The 18,966-nt window shown below is 71.9% G+C and carries 19 protein-coding genes; 15 read left to right on the top strand and 4 right to left on the bottom strand.

Features of this window, described 5'->3' with window-relative positions; genetic code table 11:
* From Q0P88_RS11800 to Q0P88_RS11815, 4 genes are all read left to right on the top strand, one after another.
* Positions 1-171, top strand: a 171-nt coding sequence (locus Q0P88_RS11800; protein ID WP_295014444.1) for a His/Gly/Thr/Pro-type tRNA ligase C-terminal domain-containing protein, incomplete at its 5' end; no start/stop codon positions are given.
* A 27-nt stretch (positions 172-198) separates the two neighbouring features.
* Complete coding sequence (locus tag Q0P88_RS11805; RefSeq protein WP_295014355.1) at positions 199-852, top strand: hypothetical protein; 654 nt, start codon at positions 199-201, stop codon at positions 850-852.
* Between the two features lie 48 nt (positions 853-900).
* A complete protein-coding gene (locus Q0P88_RS11810; protein ID WP_295014357.1) occupies positions 901-1,719 on the top strand; it encodes a serine hydrolase in 819 nt (272 codons plus the stop codon).
* 113 nt (positions 1,720-1,832) lie between these two features.
* Positions 1,833-2,306: an S-ribosylhomocysteine lyase gene (locus Q0P88_RS11815; RefSeq protein WP_295014359.1), complete on the top strand. Its 474-nt coding sequence runs from the start codon at positions 1,833-1,835 to the stop codon at positions 2,304-2,306.
* Positions 2,307-2,723: 417 nt separating this feature from the next.
* Here Q0P88_RS11815 and Q0P88_RS11820 read toward each other — a convergent pair whose 3' ends face one another.
* Entirely contained in the window at positions 2,724-5,813 is a 3,090-nt protein-coding gene (locus Q0P88_RS11820) for a glycoside hydrolase family 38 C-terminal domain-containing protein (protein ID WP_295014361.1), read from the bottom strand.
* Between the two features lie 90 nt (positions 5,814-5,903).
* Between Q0P88_RS11820 and Q0P88_RS11825 the strand changes: the two genes are divergently transcribed.
* Together Q0P88_RS11825 and Q0P88_RS11830 are read left to right on the top strand one after the other, a co-directional pair.
* On the top strand, positions 5,904-6,929 hold the full coding sequence (locus Q0P88_RS11825) for a LacI family DNA-binding transcriptional regulator (protein ID WP_295014363.1): 1,026 nt from the start codon (positions 5,904-5,906) through the stop codon (positions 6,927-6,929).
* A 76-nt stretch (positions 6,930-7,005) separates the two neighbouring features.
* On the top strand, positions 7,006-7,503 hold the full coding sequence (locus tag Q0P88_RS11830) for an adenylyltransferase/cytidyltransferase family protein (RefSeq protein WP_295014365.1): 498 nt from the start codon (positions 7,006-7,008) through the stop codon (positions 7,501-7,503).
* A gap of 30 nt (positions 7,504-7,533) precedes the next feature.
* On the opposite strand, the gene Q0P88_RS11835 is transcribed toward Q0P88_RS11830, so the two are convergent.
* Together Q0P88_RS11835 and Q0P88_RS11840 are read right to left on the bottom strand one after the other, a co-directional pair.
* Positions 7,534-8,853, bottom strand: a complete 1,320-nt coding sequence (locus Q0P88_RS11835; protein WP_295014368.1) for a glycosyl hydrolase — start codon at positions 8,851-8,853, stop codon at positions 7,534-7,536.
* Positions 8,854-9,095: 242 nt separating this feature from the next.
* Positions 9,096-9,683: an HhH-GPD-type base excision DNA repair protein gene (locus Q0P88_RS11840; RefSeq protein WP_295014369.1), complete on the bottom strand. Its 588-nt coding sequence runs from the start codon at positions 9,681-9,683 to the stop codon at positions 9,096-9,098.
* 129 nt (positions 9,684-9,812) lie between these two features.
* Between Q0P88_RS11840 and Q0P88_RS11845 the strand changes: the two genes are divergently transcribed.
* Complete coding sequence (locus tag Q0P88_RS11845) at positions 9,813-10,250, top strand: VOC family protein (RefSeq protein ID WP_295014371.1); 438 nt, start codon at positions 9,813-9,815, stop codon at positions 10,248-10,250.
* A gap of 497 nt (positions 10,251-10,747) precedes the next feature.
* Here Q0P88_RS11845 and Q0P88_RS11850 read toward each other — a convergent pair whose 3' ends face one another.
* Entirely contained in the window at positions 10,748-12,067 is a 1,320-nt protein-coding gene (locus Q0P88_RS11850; RefSeq protein ID WP_295014373.1) for a glutamyl-tRNA reductase, read from the bottom strand.
* A gap of 364 nt (positions 12,068-12,431) precedes the next feature.
* On the opposite strand from Q0P88_RS11850, the gene hemE reads away from it, so the two are divergent.
* From hemE to Q0P88_RS11890, 8 genes are all read left to right on the top strand, one after another.
* Positions 12,432-13,487: a uroporphyrinogen decarboxylase gene (gene hemE / locus Q0P88_RS11855; RefSeq protein ID WP_295014375.1), complete on the top strand. Its 1,056-nt coding sequence runs from the start codon at positions 12,432-12,434 to the stop codon at positions 13,485-13,487.
* Complete coding sequence (locus tag Q0P88_RS11860) at positions 13,484-15,052, top strand: NAD(P)/FAD-dependent oxidoreductase (protein WP_295014377.1); 1,569 nt, start codon at positions 13,484-13,486, stop codon at positions 15,050-15,052. Before hemE ends, Q0P88_RS11860 begins: the two co-directional genes overlap by 4 nt.
* Before the next feature lie 141 nt (positions 15,053-15,193).
* Positions 15,194-15,652: a hypothetical protein gene (locus Q0P88_RS11865; protein ID WP_295014379.1), complete on the top strand. Its 459-nt coding sequence runs from the start codon at positions 15,194-15,196 to the stop codon at positions 15,650-15,652.
* A gap of 1 nt (position 15,653) precedes the next feature.
* Positions 15,654-16,058 (top strand): phage holin family protein, encoded by a 405-nt coding sequence (locus Q0P88_RS11870; protein WP_295014381.1) that lies wholly within the window; start codon positions 15,654-15,656, stop codon positions 16,056-16,058.
* Positions 16,048-16,308 (top strand): hypothetical protein, encoded by a 261-nt coding sequence (locus Q0P88_RS11875; protein ID WP_295014383.1) that lies wholly within the window; start codon positions 16,048-16,050, stop codon positions 16,306-16,308. The genes Q0P88_RS11870 and Q0P88_RS11875 overlap by 11 nt, the downstream gene beginning before the upstream one ends.
* A gap of 75 nt (positions 16,309-16,383) precedes the next feature.
* Complete coding sequence (gene hemQ, locus Q0P88_RS11880) at positions 16,384-17,088, top strand: hydrogen peroxide-dependent heme synthase (RefSeq protein ID WP_295014385.1); 705 nt, start codon at positions 16,384-16,386, stop codon at positions 17,086-17,088.
* Positions 17,085-18,149, top strand: coding sequence for a hydroxymethylbilane synthase (gene hemC, locus Q0P88_RS11885; RefSeq protein ID WP_295014387.1), 1,065 nt, complete (start codon positions 17,085-17,087; stop codon positions 18,147-18,149). The genes hemQ and hemC overlap by 4 nt, the downstream gene beginning before the upstream one ends.
* Positions 18,150-18,159: 10 nt before the next feature.
* Entirely contained in the window at positions 18,160-18,954 is a 795-nt protein-coding gene (locus Q0P88_RS11890) for a uroporphyrinogen-III synthase (RefSeq protein WP_295014389.1), read from the top strand.
* Positions 18,955-18,966 lie beyond the last annotated feature (12 nt).

Below are 18,966 nucleotides of genomic sequence, written 5' to 3' on the forward strand. Positions count from 1 at the left end.
CGCCGCTACCGCCGCCAGGACGAGATCGGCACCCCGTTCTGCGTCACGGTCGACTTCGACTCCCTCGAGGACGACGCGGTGACGGTGCGCGACCGCGACACCATGGCGCAGGAGCGGGTGCCGCTCGCCGGTCTCGACGCCTACCTGTCGGAGCGTCTGCGCGGCGCCTGAGGGGATCCCCCGCGCTAGGTTCGGGGGATGGTCACCGTCGACACCGGATCCGCGGCACGCTCCCGTCGTCTGACGTGGACGATCGGTGGAGTGCTGCTGGTCCTCTCGGCGTTGACCGGGCTCGCCGGGCAGAGCACCCTGCCCTCGTTGAACGCGGCGACCCTGCCGCTCTTCGGCCTTGGCGCGACGGTGCTCGCGATCGGGATCGGGCGGCCGGGCAGCGTGACCGCTCGTCGACCGCTCGGGACCGGGGCGATCCTCGCACTGGTGATCGTCCTCGTGGTCGTCCGCCCGCTGCTGACCCATGCGCTGCTCCCATCTCCCGTCGAGGCGATACGGTCCGTCGGGCCTTTCCCCTCGCTGGCGGTCGCAGACCTCGTCCTCACGGTCGTCGAACTCTCCTGCGCGATCGTCGCGGTCGTGCGGATCGCCCGCCAGGGCGTCGTGCCGTCGCCGTGGCGGCTTGCTCCGCTGTGGGCGTTGTGCACGGTCGCCGTGACGCAGGCGATCGCAATGCTGCTCGTCTCGATCCCCGGCCTCGACGCCGGCGCGGTCGTCGGCGTCGTCGCAGGACTCTCCGTGATCCGCAGTGCGGCGATCGTGTTCCTCGGGATCGTCGCGATCGTCCTCGGCGCCCTCGCGGATCCGCGAGCCGTCACGCTTCTCTCCTCGCGGGAGTAGGCGGCGGTCCCGCGACGTCGTCCTCCGCGCGCGTGGCACGATGGATCCGTGGAGACGACGACCTTCGCCGCGACCGACGACTTTCCCCATCCGGCCTTCGTGGGGGTGACCGGCCCCGACGCGACCCGCGCGGTGCAGGGCGATCCGGAGACCGTGCTGCCGCTCGCCTCGGTGACCAAGCCGCTCACCGCGTGGGGCGTGTTCGTCGCGATCGAGCGCGGTCTGGTGGATCTGGACGAGGACGCGGGACCGCACGGGTCGACCGTGCTCGACCTGCTCGACCACACGAGCGGGCTGCCGATGGAGGGCACCGAACCGCAGCGGCCGCCCGGTGAGCGGCGCATCTACTCGAACGCGGGCTTCGACGCCCTCGCCGCACACGTGGCCGACGCGGTCGGCATGGACTTCGCGGACTGGATGCGCCAGGAGGTCGTGGGGCCGCTCGGCATGCGCCGGACCGACGTCACGGGGCGGCCGTCCGCCGGCGCCCACAGCTCGATCGGGGACCTGCTGATCTTCGGCCGCGAGGTGCTGCGCCCGACCCTCATCCCGGCCGCGCTGCGCGATCTCGCCCTCACGGTCTCGCATCCCGGGCTGCGCGGGATCGTGCCCGGCTACGGCGCGTTCCCCGACAACCAGTGGGGTTTGGGGTTCGAGCTCAAGGGCGTCAAGAGCCCGCACTGGATCAGCGACTCCTTCCCGCCGCAGACCGCAGGGCACTTCGGGGCGTTGGGCAGCTTCCTGCTCATCGACCGCGCGCACGATCTCGCGGGGGCCTTCCTCTCCGGCGTCCCGTTCGGCGAGGAGCACAAGCGGATCTGGCCGCCGCTCACCGACGAGATCGTCGCGCGCTACGGGCGGGACTGAGCCCACAGCTGCACGTCGTCGTGTTTCGGCCGGCGCGGCCGGGGACGGACGTGCGGGGGTAGCCTCGATCGCGGGTCCGATCCGGGCCGTCTGCCGCACCGAAGGAGATCCGTATGGCCGAGGTCGAGAGCTTCACCCTGGACCACACCGCCGTCAAAGCCCCCTACATCCGCCTCATCGGGGTCGAAGAGGGCCCGCGCGGCGACGAGATCTCGAACTTCGATGTGCGCTTCGTGCAGCCGAACGAGGGCGAGATCCCGACCGCGGCCCTCCACACGATCGAGCACACGCTCGCCTCCCTGCTGCGCGACCGCGTCGACGGCATCATCGACATCTCGCCGTTCGGCTGCCGCACCGGCTTCCATCTGATTGTCTGGGGTCGACCCGAGATCCCCGCGCTCGTCGAGGCCGTCACGGAGAGCCTGCGCTTCATCGCCGAGGACGCCGAGTGGGCAGACGTGCCCGGCGTCAGCGCCGTCGAGTGCGGCAACTACCGCGACCACAGCTTGCACGGCGCCCGGGAGTGGGCCGCGCGGATCGTCGAGCAGGGGATCAGCCGCGACGCGTTCGAACGTGTTCTGAGCTGATCGCGCTCCGCGGCGCCTGCCGTTCGGCGCCTGCCGTTCGGCGCGCTGCCTTTGGGCGCCTGCCCTGCGGCGCTGATCTGCGGTCGTCGTGGGTCGCCCTGTGGGCTCCTGCCGCGCCCGCTGCGGTTGTCGTTCCCTCGCAGTCCGGCCGCCGTGCACGCCCCCGGGGGCTCCTGCCGCGCCGATTGCGATCGCCCGGTGGTCGCCTCTGCCACCCGCTCCCGTCGCAATGAGTGCCGCTCTGGGCTCCTCAGAGCGGCAGGATTCGCGACGGGAGCGGGGTGGAGCGGCGGGTTCTGCGACGGGAGCCCTCCCCGAGAGGCGCCGAACCCCCGGAGACGAGCGGGCGCCGAACCGCCCGCCCCCGAACCGCCCGCCCCGGACCGCCCCCCCCGAACCGGAGCGCCGGTCCGGGGATCAGGCGCGCGCGATCCGCAGGGTGCGGACCTCGAAAGGGCGCAGCGACAGGTCGCCGCCGGTGCGCGGATCGTCCAGCTCGTCCTCGATGAGCGAGACCTCCCGGATCCCCGCGTGCGCGAACGCGACGGAGAGGGCTCCCGTCGTGCGACGGCCGAGCGCCTCGTACACGCGCACGATCACGTCGCCGGAGCGGTCGTCGGCCAGCTTCACCGAGGAGACGACGATGCCGTCGCCGCGCACGGAGACGAGCGGCTCGACGGGGTGGGCGCCGTGAACCACCGTCTCCGGCGCGTTCAGACGCTGTCCCTCGGCGGTGGCGCGGGCAGGATCCGCGCCGATCACAAGGCCGACGACGATCTCGTGCACGCCGTGGTCGGTGTCCGGATCGGGGAAGCGCGGCGCGCGGAGCAGGGAGAGCCGCACGGTCGTGGTGACGTCGTCGCCCTCGACCGAGCGGCTCGTGTCGTATCCGTAGAGCGAGTCGTTCACGAGTGCGACGCCGAATCCGTCGTCCTCCTGCACGAGCACGAAGCGGTGCATCGAGGTCTCGAACTTGGCTGCCTCCCAGCTGGTGTTGACGTGCGTGACCCGCCGCTGGAAGCCGAACTGCGTCTCCGCGAGGGTCTCCCGCGCGAACACGTCGAAGGGGAAGGCGAGCTTGAGCAGCTTCTCCGCCTCGTTCCAGTCGATCCGGTGGTGCAGCCGCAGCGTGCGCGATCCCGGTGCCAGGGAGATCGTCTGCCGCAGCGACGACGCCGAGAACGACCGCTCGACGACGACCTCCGCGACGCCGTCGACCAGGGCGGCCGAGAGCGTGTCGACCGCGACGAGATCCTCGACGCGGTTGCGGTAGTAGCGGTCGATGTCCCAGGCGTCCCACATGTTCGGGAAGTCCTGGTGCAGCTGGAACAGGTTGGCCGGCTGCCCTTCCGGGATCGCGTCGCGGCCCGAGGCCTTGTCGACCGCCGAGGTGATCAAGCCCTCCGGCGAGACCGTGACGACGACGAGGTCGTTCTCGAGCCGGAAGCCGGATGCGGTCTCGGTGAGGGAGACGGGGGCGCTCTCCTCCGGGGTCGTTGAGCGAGCACCGCCGAACGGTCGTTGAGCGACGACGCCGTCAGGCGACGGAGACGAAACGCCGTGCTCCGTCGAGGCACCGCGTTTCGTCTCGCTGCGCTCGCTCAACGACCCTGTGGGGACCGACGTCGGCGTGAACACGAGCTCCACCTCCCCGTCGCCCGCGAGCACCTGCCGCGCCGACGCCGACAGTGCTTCGGCCTCGGCGACGACCCGTGACAGCACCGCCACGGCCTCCCGATGCACCCACGCGATCGACGTGCCGGGCAGGATGTCGTGGAACTCGTGCAGCAGCACCTGCCGCCACAGGGCGTCCAGCTCGTCGTACGGGTAGGGGGTGCCGAGGCGGACCGCCGCGGTCGCCGCCCACAGCTCGGCCTCGAGCAGCGCCTGTTCGGCGCGGCGATGCGTCGCCTTGGTCGCGTGCTGGCTGGTGAGGGTGCCCCGGTGCAGTTCGAGGTAGAGCTCGCCGACCCAGACGGCGGGATCGGGCAGCTCGGCCTTCGCCGCGTCGAAGAAGTCGTCGGGATGGATCCACTCGACCTGCGCGGATCCCTCCAGATCCGCGAGGCGCGCGGCCTTTCCCGTCATCTCCCGCGTCGTCCCGCCACCGCCGTCCCCCCAGCCGACCGGGGCGATCGAGCGCGTCGCGACGCGGTTCTCCTTGAACTGGCGGGAGGCCTTGGCGAGCTCCATCCCGGACAGCTGGGAGTTGTACGTGTCCATCGGCGGGAAGTGCGTGAAGATGCGGGATCCGTCGATGCCCTCCCAGTCGAAGGTGTGATGCGGGAAGACGTTGCGCTGGTTCCAGGAGATCTTCTGCGTGAAGAACCACTCGAACCCGGCCCGACGCATGAGCTGGGGCAGGGCGGGGGAGTAGCCGAAGCTGTCGGGGAGCCACACGCCCTTCGAGCGGATCCCGAACTCGCGTGCGAAGAAGCGCTGTCCGAAGGAGAACTGCCGCACGAGCGACTCGCCCGTCGGCATCACCGTGTCGGACTCGACCCACATGCCGCCCAGCGGCAGGAAGCGTCCCTCGGCGACGGCGGCCGCGATGCGCTCCCACACCTCGGGTCGGTGCTCCTTCATCCACGCGTACTGCTGCGCGCTCGACATGCCGTAGCGGAACGCCGGCTGCTCCTCGAGCAGCGTCGTCATGGAGGAGGTGGTGCGGGCGACCTTGCGGATCGTCTCCCGCACCGGCCAGAGCCAGGCGGAGTCGATGTGGGCGTGGCCGATCGCCGCGATGCGGTGCGCGCTCGCGTCGGCGGGCGCGGCGAGCACGTCGGCGAGCCGGACCCTCGCGTCCGCGGCGGTCTCGACGATGCGCTGCAGGTCGAGCACGTCGAGGGCGTCGTCGAGGGCCTGCAGGATCCGCATGCGGCGCGGGCCGGTCTCGGGCAGCTCGGCCTGCAGCTCCAGCAGGACCTCCAGGTCGAGGGAGAGCTCGAACACCTCGGGCTCGAAGACCGCGAGGTCCATGTGCCGCACCCGATAGAGCGGTTCCGGCGAAGACGTCAGCACGTCGCCCTCCTGCGTCGGCAGGAAGGGGTGGTAGTCCAGCAGCACCGGGTTGGACGCGCCCTCCAGGTAGAGCTCGACGGGCTCGCCGCCCCGCGCCTCCTCCGTGATCGGCAGCCACTGGTTGCGCGGGTTCAGGCTCTTCACGGGGGTGCCGTCGGCGCGGTAGGCGAGCGCCTCGCACTGGAAGCCGGTCATGTTCACGTCGAATCCGAGGTCGACGAGCGCCTCGACGCGCTTGCCCGCCCACTCCGCGGGGACCTGGCCGCGGATCCGGAACCAGGTCGTGCCCCAGGCCGGACCCCAGGCGCCACCGGCCGAGAAGGGCGTGTAGTCGAGGGCGAGGCCGTCGGCGACGGGGACCGGCTCGCCGGGGAGCGCGTGCGCGGCGATCTCGAGCGGGATCCGGGCGGAATGGACCGCGGGGCGGACGCGCTCGGAGAGCACGCGCTGGGCGCGGCCGGTGGTGAGCGAGGTCTCTTCGTGCACGGGGCGCTCCTTCGCGGTGCGAGAATCGGGGATACGTCCGCCGGATCGGAGGGGGACGAGCCAACTAAAACGATCTAGTACGGTGAGTCTATGTCACAGGCGAAGCGCACCACCATCGCCGATATCGCCCGGCTCGCGGGCGTCTCCCCGGGAGCGGTCTCCTTCGCGCTCAACGGGCGCCCCGGCGTGAGCGAGCAGACCCGGCAGCGCATCCTCGAGATCGCCGACGCGCACCAGTGGCAGCCCAGCTCCGCGGCCAGGGCGCTCGTGGGATCCCGCGCCGGGGTCGTCGGCTTCGCGGTGAACAGGCCGGCGCGCACGCTCGGCACCGAGGCGTTCTTCACCGACCTCATCGCAGGCGTGCAGTCGGCGCTCGCCGAACACGGCATCGCCCTGCAGCTGGTCGTCGTGTCGTCGATCGACGAGGAGCTGGCCACCTATCGGCGCTGGCGCAGCGCGAACCAGGTCGACGGCGTGATCGTCATCGACCCGCGCGACGACGACCCCCGTCTGACGCTGCTGGCCGCGCTGCCCCTCCCCGCCGTCGTGATCGGCAGCAGTGCGTCGGCCGATGTCCCGCCGACCATCTGGCTCGACGACGGGGCCGCCGCGAATGCCCTCTTCGACTACCTCGCCGCGCTCGGGCACCGCCGGATCGCCTACGTCTCCGGACCGGAGGAGTTCCAGCACACCCGGATCCGCGCGGAGGTGCTCGACGCGCTCGCCGCGCGCGCAGTGTCGGGCGAGACGCGGGTGACCGACTTCTCGCCCGCGGCCGCGGCGGCGGAGACCCGCACCCTGCTCCGCCGCGCAGAACGCCCGACCGCGATCGTGTACGACAACGACGTGATGGCGATCGCGGGCCTCAGGGTCGCCCAGGAGATGGGCGTCGCCGTGCCAGGTGCGCTCTCGATCGCCTCCTTCGACGATTCCGTCGTCACCGGCCTCGTGCATCCCTCGATCACCTGCCTCACGCGCGACACCTTCGCCCTCGGCGAGCAGGCGGCGCAGTTCCTGCTGCAGACGATCGACGCCGCGGATCCGCTCCCCGCGCGACGCGGCCCTGCGCCCGCGCTCACGATCCGCGAGAGCACGGCGGCGCCGGCCGGGCGCTGAGCGGCCGCAGTTCCGCGGCCGGGGCATCCCTCAGGGCGGATCCGATAGGCTTCACGGGCTGAAAAGAGGAGACGCCATGGCGCCGGAACCAACCGCGGGCGAGACCGCCCCCGTGAAGAAGCATCAGGATTACAACCCGGGTCCGCGGGTGGGGATCACGTTCTCCACCTTCGACCTGCTGCACGCGGGGCACATCATGATGCTCGCCGAGGCCAAGCGGCAGTGCGACTACCTCATCTGCGGGCTGCAGATGGATCCCACCCTCGACCGCCCGGAGAAGAACGCTCCCACGCAGACCGTGGTCGAGCGCTACATCCAGCTGCGCGGCTGCGAGTACGTCGACGAGATCGTGCCCTACTCGACCGAGCAGGACCTGGAGGACATCCTCCGCTCGTTCAAGCTCGACGTGCGCATCGTCGGCGACGAGTACGAGGACCGCGACTTCACCGGCCGCGCGTACTGCGAGGAGGCGGGCATCGAGCTGTACTTCAACAGCCGGGATCACCGCTTCTCCAGCTCCGGCCTGCGCAGGATCGTCGCGGCCAAGGAGGCCGAGCGGCTCAGCCGCGTCTGACGCGACCGCGCCGGGCCACGGCGCCCCGGCTCACTCCGCGACGACCGTGTTGTTCGAGGAGTAGACCCCGGATCCCGTTCCCAGGTCGGGACGGATCAGCGCGTCGATCCCCCGGGCGGCGAGACCCGCGGGGTCTGCGGCGACCCGCGAGGTGACGAACGCGACGTCCTGTCCCGCCGCGCAGGCGTCCACCCAGGCCTGGAACACCGCTCCTCCGGGGCTCAGCGCCGCGCGGCTGAGCGGTACGTCGTCCTCGTCGACCTCCACGACGATCGCGGTCGTGCGCGCCGGCGCCGGCACCCGTCGGCGCAGCGTCGGGATGACCTCGGCGAAGCGTTCTCCGATCGGCTTCGCGCGGCCCTCCTGGTCGATCAGCCCCAGCGAGTACTCGAGCTCGGGGTAGTCGGCGAGGCTCCGTGCGACGTCGTGCGAGCACCACCAGGTGACGCCCCAGAGGTTCTCGGTGCGCGCGGCGGCGCGCACCGTCGCCTCGAGGAAGTCGGGCATCTCCTCGGGCGCGAGGCAGTTCGACGGCGCGCCGACCTCCTGCAGCCAGACGGGGCGCGCCGGATCCGTCGCGAACGCGCGGGAGAGCTCGATCATGTACTCGGCATGCCGGTCGCTCGCGGCGCTGCGCCCGCCGTAGCGCTGGGCGGTGCCGTTGAAGATCCACGAGTGCACCGTGGTCATCGCACCGATCCGGGTCGCGTGGGCGGGCACGAAACCGTGCCCGTCCATGTACCATGCGGCGTCGTACTCGCTGTGCACGTGCGGGAGCCCCGGTGCCGCGCGTTCCGCGGCGTCGAGCAGGGTCGTCAGCCAACCGGCCGCCTCGGCGGGGCTCACGGGCCACGGGGAGGGATGCACCGCGGCGGAGAATTGGTTCACCTCGTTGCCCAGGGTGAATCCGAGGAAGTTCGGGGCGTCCGCGAGCGCCGTGCCGAGTCGTTCGACGAGGGCGACCTGACCGCTCAGCGCCTGCGGATGCGTGAACATGTTCTTGTCGTGCCAGGTGAACAGCCACGACGGGATGAAGTCGAAGCTCGACAGGTGGCCCTGGATCACGTCGACGCTCGCATCGAGGCCGAATTCGGCGGCCACGTCCACCACCGCGCGGACGTCGGCGACAGCCTTCTCCCGGATGAGGGTGCGGTTGGGCTGCAGCACCGTCCAGAGCGGGAAGATCCGCACATGATCGAGGCCCAGCGCCGCGAGCCCGGCGAAGTCGCGACGCACGGCGTCGAGATCGAGGTCGAGCCAGGAGTGCATCCACTCCTTCGACGGCGTGTAATTCGCGCCGAACCGGAGCGGAGCGTCCCCGCGAGGGGCGACGTCGGTGCCGAGGGTCATCGTGTTCGTCCTTCCGGGACGGGCTGGCGGGGGTGGGGCGAGTCGCCGAGTTTCCTGCCCGAAACTATAGCGATTTATCTCTTCGCCAACCACCGTCGGCTACGGCGCGTGGGGCGAGGTGAACATGCCGATCGGGGCCGCACGACCGATCTCCGGAAGAACGCGCTGCTCGACGCCGAGTACGAGCGAGGTGACGCGGATCCGGGGAATCGTTCCTGAGAACGGTGTCGCCCGGCGAGGTGTCAGGCCTTCGCCTTGGCGGCGGCCTTCATCGCCTTCTTGTGCTCGCGGACCTTCGCGAGCGATTCCGGGGAGACGATGTCGGCGACCGAGCGGAAGGATCCGTCTTCGCCGTAGGGAGCGGACGCCTCGCGCCAGCCGGCGCCGGTGAAGCCGTACTGCTTGCCGAGGAGCGCCAGGAAGATCTTCGCCTTCTGCTCGCCGAACCCGGGCAACGACTTCAGGCGACGGAACACCTCGGCGCCGTCCGGCGCGTTCCCCGCGGCGTCGGGACGGGTCCACAGCGCGGCCGCGTCCCCGCCCCAGTCGTCGACCAGCACGCGGCTGAGGCTCTGCACCCGTGCCGCCATCGACCCGGGATACCGGTGGACGGACGGAGACTCCTTGAAGGCGGCGAGGAACTCGTCCGGGTCGTAGTGGGCGATCGCGGCGGCGTCGGTCGCCCCCGTGCGCTCCGCGATCTTGAGCGGCCCGGCGAACGCGGTCTCCATCGCGACCTGCTGATCCAGCAGCATCCCCACGAGCAGCGCGAGAGGGTTGTCCGTCAGGAGCGCGTCCGCGGCGGAGTCGCCGGTGATGTGGAGAGTCATAGGTCCAGTGTGACAGGCAGTCTCTGCGTCAGAGCGGGTGGGCGGACGACGGAGGGCGTGTCATTGGAACGCTGCGCACGTTTGCTGAAGCCTGCTGCGCCCCTGGTCGGGCTCTGGGACGATGAACTCGTGAGTGACTCACCCGTCGATCCCGCCCTGGTTCCTGAATTGCTGGTCAACGATCTAGCGAGAAGCATCGAATTCTGGTGCGGGCTCTGTGGATTCCAGATCTCCTACAGGCGTCCCGAAGAGGGTTTTGTCTACATCGCGCGCGGATCCGCTCACCTCATGCTCGAACAGCGGGGCATCGGACGGAATTGGATCACTGGGCCGCTGGAACCTCCTCTGGGGCGAGGAATCAACTTCCAGATCGCCATCTCGCACCTGGACCCCGTCATCACCGCTCTGCGCGAGGCGGACTACCCCCTTTTCATGGAGACCGAATCGACGTGGTACCGCATCGACGAAGATGTGGAAGCGGGCGTACAGCAGTTCCTTGTCACCGATCCCGACGGGTATCTCCTTCGATTCCAAGCGTCGATCGGCCGTCGATCGATCGCCCCGTAGGAGGCCCCGGGGCACCGACGTGCGCCGGGCCCCAGAGCGACGTTCTCATGTCAGCCGCTCGACCCGAGATACCTCCGCACGCGATATGTCGAGCGAGCTCCGGGCAATATGTCGGGTGACCTCCAGAACGTCGGCCCCGAGACGGGTCCGGATCCGACAGTCGTGCGGCCGCCCGACATATCGCGTGGGACCGCGCGTGAGAGATGCTGCGCACACAGTGGAGGCTCACGTGCGATGCGCGACGACGCGGATGGGGCCGCCTCACGGAGTGCGTTCCGATATGTCGGGTGAGATCAGCGAAAACGGTTCAGAATCCGGATCGGAGCCGATGTTCGTGCGCTGGGCCGACATATCGGGTTCCTCCGGGCGTACGTACGCCCGGAGGGCGCTTCCAGGGGCGAGTTGCGCTCCCCCGGGCCCAGCCGGCCACCCGGGCCGAGCCCGTCGCCAGCCGCTCGAGGGACGCGATGCGCCCGACGCGATGCGCCCGACCCGCCTCAGGCCGAGGCGGCGTCGGGGCTCTCGTCGGAGGACACCCGGGCGGGATCCGCAGGCGCCAGGCCGTAGAGGGCGTCCACGGCTGCGGTGAACTCGGCTCCGCGACCCTGCGCGGCGAGGTCGTGGGCCCGGCTCGTCGGGGTGTGCAGCAGCACGCCCGCGAGGTGGCGCAGCGCCTGCTCGACGCGTCCGTCGTCGTCCCCGCGGCGGCGGGCGCGATCGATCTCGGAATCGAGCAGATCGAAGATATGGGCGCGCAGGGCGACCACCGAGGGCGTCACGCTCTCGCGCGCTCCCATCTCGTGGAACGTCGCCGCGGCCTCGCGCACGATCGTGCGGGCGGCGTCTGTCGCCTGCAGCTCCTCGAGCGGGGCGTGCAGGCGGATCGTCTCCAGATCGAGCAGGCTCACGCCCTCGAGCTCGGCGACGTCGGGGGAGACGTTGCGCGGCATGCCGAGGTCGACGATGAGCTGAGCGGCGGATCCGTGACCGGGGACCGGACACCCTGACGTCGATTCCACGAGGGCGAGGGAGGGACCGCGTCCGGTGCGGAGGATCGCGGCGTCGAGCACATCCTCGGCGCTGGTGCAGGTGATCACGATCGAAGCGTGGGCGGCGGCACGGGCGTATTCGGCGGCGGGCAGCGCGCGGATCCCGTGCTTGGCGGCGAACGCCGCCCCGCGACCGGACGGGGAGTGCACGCTGATGTCCTGGGCGCCGCGTTCGCGGAGCGTGGCCAGCGTGACGGCCGCATACGATCCGGTGCCGACGAGCAGGACCCGCGCGGCGGACCAGTCCGCGACGCGGCTGTCGGCGAGTTCGAGCGCGAGCCGCACGAGCGACCGGCCGGCGCGACCCAGGGCCGTGTCGTTCTTGACCTTGCGCTGGGTCTCGCTGGCGCGCTGGAACAGGCGCTCGAGCTCGGGCGAGGTGGTGCCGTGCCGGCGGGCCGAGCTGAGCGCGCGGCGCACCTGGCCGGCGATCTCGCCCTCTCCGGAGACGACGGACTCGAGCCCGGAGGCGACCGCGAAGAGGTGCTCGACCACGCGGGGACCGCGATGGACGGTCGAGGCGCCTTCCAGGTCGGGGGTGGGAATGCCGCTGCGCGCGGACACCGCGCCGAGGACCCGGGCGACGGCGTCGTCGGACGCATCGTCGTCGACGTCGACGTACGCCTCGAAGCGGTTGCAGGTGGCGAGGACCACCGCGCCTCGGGAGGCGTCGGACAGCGATCCGGCGAGGTCTTCCGGGGTGCGGCTGAGTCGCTCGAGGAGATCGAAGGGGGCCGTCTTGTGATTGGCCGTGACGCAGAGCAGCACCCTGAGAGTTTACGCGCCGTCCGCTTTGCGGATCCTGGACGCGGCCCGTCCGGCCGGATCGGGCATGGATCCGGCGCTGCCTCCCGGCCGGATCTGTGCGGCTTTCCGGCGGGATCCAGCGCTGCATCCCGGCTGGAGCTGTGCGGTCTCCCGGCGGGATCGGGTGCGGTGTCGCGTCCCGATCCGACACTGCCTCCCGGCCGGATCCGGAAGGGATCGGGCCTCGGATCCGTACCCGCGGAGGATCCGGACGCCCCGCCGGGGACAGCGCGCGTGGCGCCAGGAACGGGCATCGCGCCGCGGGATCGCGCCGAGAGGACAGCCCCGCAGGCGGCTCAGAGCACGGGCGGGGGAGAATGGGGCCATGCCCTTGAACGACGCACCGCTGCTGCGCGCCCTCGCCGGAGATCGCCCCGACCGCACCCCCGTCTGGTTCATGCGCCAGGCGGGCCGCTCGCTCCCTGAATACCGCGAGCTGCGCGTCGGCACGCGCATGCTCGACGCGTGCCTGACTCCCGCGCTCGCCGCGGAGATCACGCTGCAGCCGGTGCGTCGGCACCACGTCGATGCGGCGATCTTCTTCAGCGACATCGTCGTGCCGCTGCGCCTGGCCGGGGTCGAGGTGCACATCGAGCCCGGTCGCGGACCGGTCTTCGCGGATCCGGTGCGCACGTCCGCCGACGTCGACCGGATCACGGCGATCGACCCCGCCGACCTCGACACCGCCCCGATCGCCGAGGCGGTCCGGCTCGTCGTCGCCGAGCTCGGGGAGACCACGCCCCTCATCGGCTTCGCCGGTGCGCCGTTCACGCTCGCCGCCTACCTCGTGGAGGGCGGGCCTTCCAAGGAGCACCTGCGGGCCCGGGGCATGATGCACACGGATCCCCAGGCCTGGCACCGCCTCGCGGGCTGGCTCGCCCGCGTCTCACGGGTCTTCCTCGACGCGCAGCGCGAGGCGGGCGCGCGCGCGGTGCAGCTCTTCGACTCCTGGGCCGGATCCCTGAGTCCCTTCGACTACCGCTCCTTCGTCGCCCCGCACTCGGCGGAGGCGGTCGACGCGATCGCCGCCCCCATCATCCACTTCGGCGTCGGGACGGGACCCTTCCTCGGCGACATGCGCCTCGACGGCCGGGCCGACGCCGTGGGCGTGGACTGGCGCCTGCCGCTCGACGAGGCGGCCGCGGTGCTCGGCGGCGACGTCACCGTGCAGGGCAACATCGACCCTGCGCTCCTCACCGCTCCGTGGCCCGTGCTGGAGGCGCACGTGCGCGACGTCCTGCGGCGCGGCACGGCGGCCCGCGCGCACATCCTCAACCTCGGCCACGGCGTCCCGCCGGAGACCGACCCGGCCGTCCTCACCCGCATCGTCGAGCTCGTGCGCACGGTCGACGCCGAACGTCTCGTCGGGGCGGGCCGGTGACCGACGAGGCCGGTCGGCCCGGTCCGGACGGGACCGCCCCTCCTGCGCCGGAGCTCGCGGAGAAGGCCGCGCGCCTGCGCGTCGCGGTGATCGGCGGCGGGGTCGCGGGACTCGTGGCCGCGGAGGCGATCGCGGCCATCGGCGCGCGGGTCACGGTGTTCGAGGCCCAGCCGGAGCCGGGGGGAGCGGTGCGTCGCGGCGAGGCGGACGGTCTCTCCTTCGACGCCGGGGCGGAGAGCTTCGCGGTGCGCGGAGGTCATGTGCGCGCCCTCATTGACGAGCTCGGCCTGGCCGACCGCGTGGTCTCGCCCGATCCGGGCGGCGCCTGGGTCGCGGGGATCCCGTCCGGGGCGGCGCCGCTGCCGAAGGGCGGCCTTCTCGGCATCCCGGCCAACCCCTTCGCCGAGGACGTGCGCCGGGTGATCGGCTGGCGCGGCACGTGGCGCGCGTGGCTGGACCGGCTGCGCCCGCCGCTCACGATCGGCCACGACCGCAGCCTCGGCCATCTCGTGCGCACGCGCATGGGGGCGAGGGTCCTGGAGCGGCTTGTCGCGCCCGTGAGCACGGGCGTGTACTCCGCGCACCCCGACGACATCGACGTCGACGCGGCGGCCCCGACACTCAACGCGGCGCTCACCCGCGCCGGATCGCTGTCGGGCGCGGTCACCGAGATCGTCGGCACCGCGGCGCGCACCCCCGGTACCGCCGTGCAGGGCCTCGACGGAGGCATGTCGGGCCTCGTCGATGCGCTCGTCTCGCGGATCGCGCTGCTCGGATCCGAGGTGCGCACGTCGAGCCCGATCGAGCGTCTGGAACGCGCGGACGGCGGCTGGGTCGTGCATCCGGCGTCCGGGGAGGGTGCGGTCGCCGACGATCGTGACGCCGATCTCCCCGCGCTACTCCCCGTGCGTCCTGAGGCCGCTGCCCCGTCGCAGACGGCGCACGCCACGGCCGCGGAGGCGCCCTTCGACGCCGTGCTCGTCGCGACCGACGAGCCCACGGCACGGCGCCTGCTCGCTCCGCACGTGCCCGGTCTGGACGACGTCGCAGCGGGGTCGTCTCCCCGCATCGAGATCGTCACCCTCGTGCTCGACGCGCCGGTGCTCGATACCGCGCCCCGGGGGTCGGGCGTGCTCACCGTCCCGGGTTCGCACACCGCCAAGGCGCTCACCCACAGCACCGCGAAGTGGCGGTGGCTGCGCGAAGCCGCAGGGTCGCGCCACGTCGTGCGGGTGTCGTTCGGATCCCAGGACGAGGAGCCGGCGACCGCCGCCCTGGACGACGCCGCTGCCGCGGCTCTCGCTCTCGCCGAAGCCGGCGCCCTGCTCGGCGTGGAGCTGACCGCGGATCAGCTGCGCGGCAGCGATCGTGCGCGGTATGTGCAGGCGCAGCCGTCCTCGGTGCTCGGCGCCGTGGAACGGCGCGATGCGGCGACGGCGGCGATCCGTGCCGTCGACGGGGTCGCGGCGACGGGTGCCTGGCTCAGCGGCACCGGTCTCGCGCAGGTCGTCCCGCACGCGAAGGCCGAGGCGGAGCGGCTCCGGCACGCCCTGCTCTGGGGCTGACCGGCTCCCCTGGCACCCGGCACGGGGCGCACAGCGAACCGTGTCCCGCGCCCGAAGTCAAGCCCCGCCCGCCGATAGATGCCGACAACGGCATACGGCGATAGGCTGGGCATCCGCATGGTCGAGCAGTGAGGAGACCCCATGAAGGGGAAGATCGGACTCGTCGTCGGACTCGGCGTGGGATACGTCCTGGGAACGCGCGCCGGCCGCGAGCGCTACGAGCAGATCAAGAAGCAGTGGTTGAAGGTCTGGCACCTGGATCCGGTGCAGACGCAGGTCACCCGCGTGCAGGAGTTCGCGAAGGCCCAGGCCGCGGCGGTGCCGCAGGCCCTGTGGAACGCGGGCGTGAAGGTCGTGAAGGCCGCTACGGCCGATGGATCGGCGCAGGAGCGCGTCGACGCCGCCGTGGCTGCGGGACGCACCTCGGCGCATGACGTGGCGGAGACGGTCAAGGACGCGACGGAGGAGGCCGAGAAGGCCGCCGCCGAGAAGCGCGCCGCCGAGAAGGCCGCCGCCGAGGTCGCCGCCCCCGCGAAGAAGGCGGCCAAGCCGTCCTCCTCGAAGAACGCGGCGAAGCCCGCCTCGCGCAACGGCTCCTGACATGGCCAAGGACTACCGGGATCGCGCCGACGACAGCCTGCTGACGCTGCTCGGCGACCTCCCCGACCTCGTCAGCAACCTCGTCAAGGCCGAGATCGACTCGGCCAAGGCCTGGGTGTCCCGCACCGCGAAGGACGCGGGGATCGGCAGCGTCTGGTTCCTCGTGGCCCTCTTCTTCCTGTTCTGGACCGTGCCGGTCATCCTGGTGTTCTCGATCGCCGGCCTCTCCTCGTGGTTCCCCGTGTGGCTCTCCGCGATCATCACGTTCGGGATCCTGCTGCTCGCCGTGGTGGTCTTCGCGCTCCTCGGCCTGCTGAAGTTCCGCAAGGTGCTGCGCCGGGAGAATCCTGCTCAGGCCGTCGCCACCGACGTCCGCATCGTGAAGGAGGCCGGCAATGGCCGTTGACGCCCACCTGCCCCGCACGGCCGTGCCGAACGGCCTCACCGATCCCGTCGCGTCGGCGCGGGCGGAGTTGAAGGCGGCGCTGCTCGCGATCGAGGAGAAGGGCAACGTCCCCCGGCAGCTGCAGAAGGCCGGGGTGAAGGCGCGCGCGTTCGCGCAGCGCAATCCGGTCGGTGCGGGCGCGGCCGTGCTCGGTGTCGCCGCGGCGGTCGGCGGGATCGTCTGGGCCGTCGCCCGCAGCATCGCGCGCTGATCCGCCCCGCCTCAGCGGTCCCGGCGGAGCGGACCGTGGTCACGGTTCACAGCGGGAGGGGGCAGACTGGGAAGCATGGCCGAAGCTGCTGACTCGCCCGTGTCCGCCCCCGACGACGTCGGATCGCCCCAGGGTTTCACCCTCTGGGCCGTGTGGCGTCGGGACCCCTCCGCACCGGTGACCGAGACCGATGCGACGGAGCTCGAGGACATCGTCGGGCTCGTCGAACGCGGAGGCATCTCGGTCCGCGGCTTCTACGACGTGTCGGGGCTCAAGGCCGACGCCGACCTGATGGTGTGGCTGCACGGACCCGACGCCGAGGAACTGCAGAAGGCGCTGCGCCGGCTGCGCCGCACCGAGCTGCTGCGCTCCCTCGTCCCGGTCTGGAACGTGCTGGGCGTGCATCGGGATGCCGAGTTCAACCGCGCCCACGTGCCCGGGTTCCTCAGGGGCGTCGAGCCGAAGGACTGGCTCTGCCTGTACCCGTTCGTGCGGACGCCGGAGTGGTACCTCATCGAGGAGGCCGAGCGCCGGCGCATGCTCGCGGAGCACGGCCGTCGCGGCGCCGCCTTCCGCGGCGTCATCGCGAACACCGTCGCGTCGTTCGCGCTCGGCGACTACGAGTGGCTGCTCCCTCTCGAGGCGGACGACCTGACGGAGCTCGTCGACCTCATGCGCGACCTGCGCTACACCGACGCCCGCCGCTTCGTGAAGGAGGAGGTGCCGTTCTACACCGGCCGGCGGCTCCGCCTCGACGAGATCCCCGAGGTCCTGCAGTGACCGGATCCGGCGCGCCGATCCGCCTCGGCACCCGGCGCAGCGCGCTCGCCCAGGCGCAGTCGGGCCATGTCGCCGCCGCGTTGGAGAAGACCTCCGGCCGTCGTGTCGAGCTCGTCCCCATCACGAGCGAGGGGGACGTGAATCGGGCGTCGCTCTCCGAGATCGGCGGTCAGGGGGTGTTCGCCACCGCGCTGCGGGAGGCGTTGCTGCGCGGTGAGTGCGACCTGCTCGTCCACTCCTTGAAGGATCTGCCGACGACGGTGCCCGCGGCCCTGACGATCGCCGCGATCCCCGCGCGCGCGGATGCGCGGGACGTCGCCGTCACCCGCGACGGCACGCCGTTGCACGAGCTGAAGGCCGGATCCGCGATCGGCACGGGCTCCCCCCGTCGCATCGCGCAGGTGCACGTGCGCAACCCGCGGCTGCACACGGTCGATCTGCGGGGCAACGTCGACTCGCGGCTGCGCCGGGTCGCGGAGGGCGAGCTCGACGCGGTGATCCTCGCTGCCGCCGGGCTCGACCGCCTCGACGGCGATCCCCTCGGGGCGCTGCACGCCGAGCCGCTCGGCCTCGCCGAATGGCCGACCGCCCCCGGCCAGGGTGCCCTCGCGGTCGAGACCGCCGCCGACGCGCCCGCCGACCTGCTCACCGCGATCCGCACGCTGGACGACGAGGCCACGCGGATCGCCGTCACGGCGGAGCGGGCCGTGCTCGCGGGCCTGGACGCCGGATGCCAGGCGCCGATGGCCGCGCACGCCGAGCTCGTCGACGGGGTGCTGCGGATCCGCGCGGTGGTGTACGCGCCGCGCGACGGCTGGCGGATCGGACTCGACGTCACCGAGCGGCTCGATCGGGCCCCGCGGCCAGAGGGCGAGGATCCGCGTCCAGGCAACGTGGACGTGGGCGCCGCCGACCAGGAGTATATTCATCCCAACGGCAGGGGCAACGGAGCGGACTCTGCCGATGATGCGGACCCGATCGGCGCGGCGCGCGAGGTCGGGTTCTCTGTTGCCCGACGGTTGCTCGAACGCGGAGCGGCCGACCTCCTTCCCCGCGCCTGAACCCGATGACATGACTGAATCGAAGCAAGAAGCCAAGCCCCTCGCCGGGTGGCGCGTGCTCGTGCCGCGCGGCGGTCCCTGGGGCGACGGCGTCGCCGCGAGCCTGCGCGCGCAGGGCGCGGTCCCCGTGGTCGCCCCGCTCATCAACTTCGCACCGACGACCGATCAGGCGACGCTCGACGACGCGCTCGCCCAGCTCGCGGCCGGCGCCTACGACTGGCTGACCATCACGAGCGCCACGACGGTCGACGTGCTCTTCGCGGAGCGAGCCGAGATCCCCCGTTCGACGAAGATCGCGGCCGTGGGCGAGACGACCGCCGCCGCGCTGGCCGCGGTGGGGTATCACGTCGACCTCGTCCCCGAGGACGACAACTCCGCAGAGGGCATGGCCCGTCAGATCATCGCCCTCGAACCGGAGCCGAAGCGGATCCTGACCCTGCGCAGCGAGATCGCGAAGCCCGTGCTCACCAAGTCGCTCATCAAGGCGGGGCACCACGTCGACAGCGTCGTGGCGTACCGCACCGTGGGTGTGCCGGTGACCGAGCGGATCCGCCGCGACGTCGAGAACGGACGCATCAACGCGATCCTCGTGACCAGCGGATCCGTCGCGGAGCAGGTGCGCGAGCAGTTCCCCGAGATCCCGGACGAGACGCTGCTCGCCGCGATCGGACCGCGCACGGCGAAGGACGCGAAGAGGGCGGGCCTGCCGATCACGGTGATCGCGGACAGGCAGACGGTCGACGCGCTGATCGACGCCGTCTCGCATTTCACCCTCCCGCACGCGGCCGACGAGTTCGCGCCGTGAGCGGCCGCATCG

The sequence above is a fragment of the uncultured Microbacterium sp. genome, from assembly GCF_945952435.1.
GTDB lineage: Bacteria > Actinomycetota > Actinomycetes > Actinomycetales > Microbacteriaceae > Microbacterium.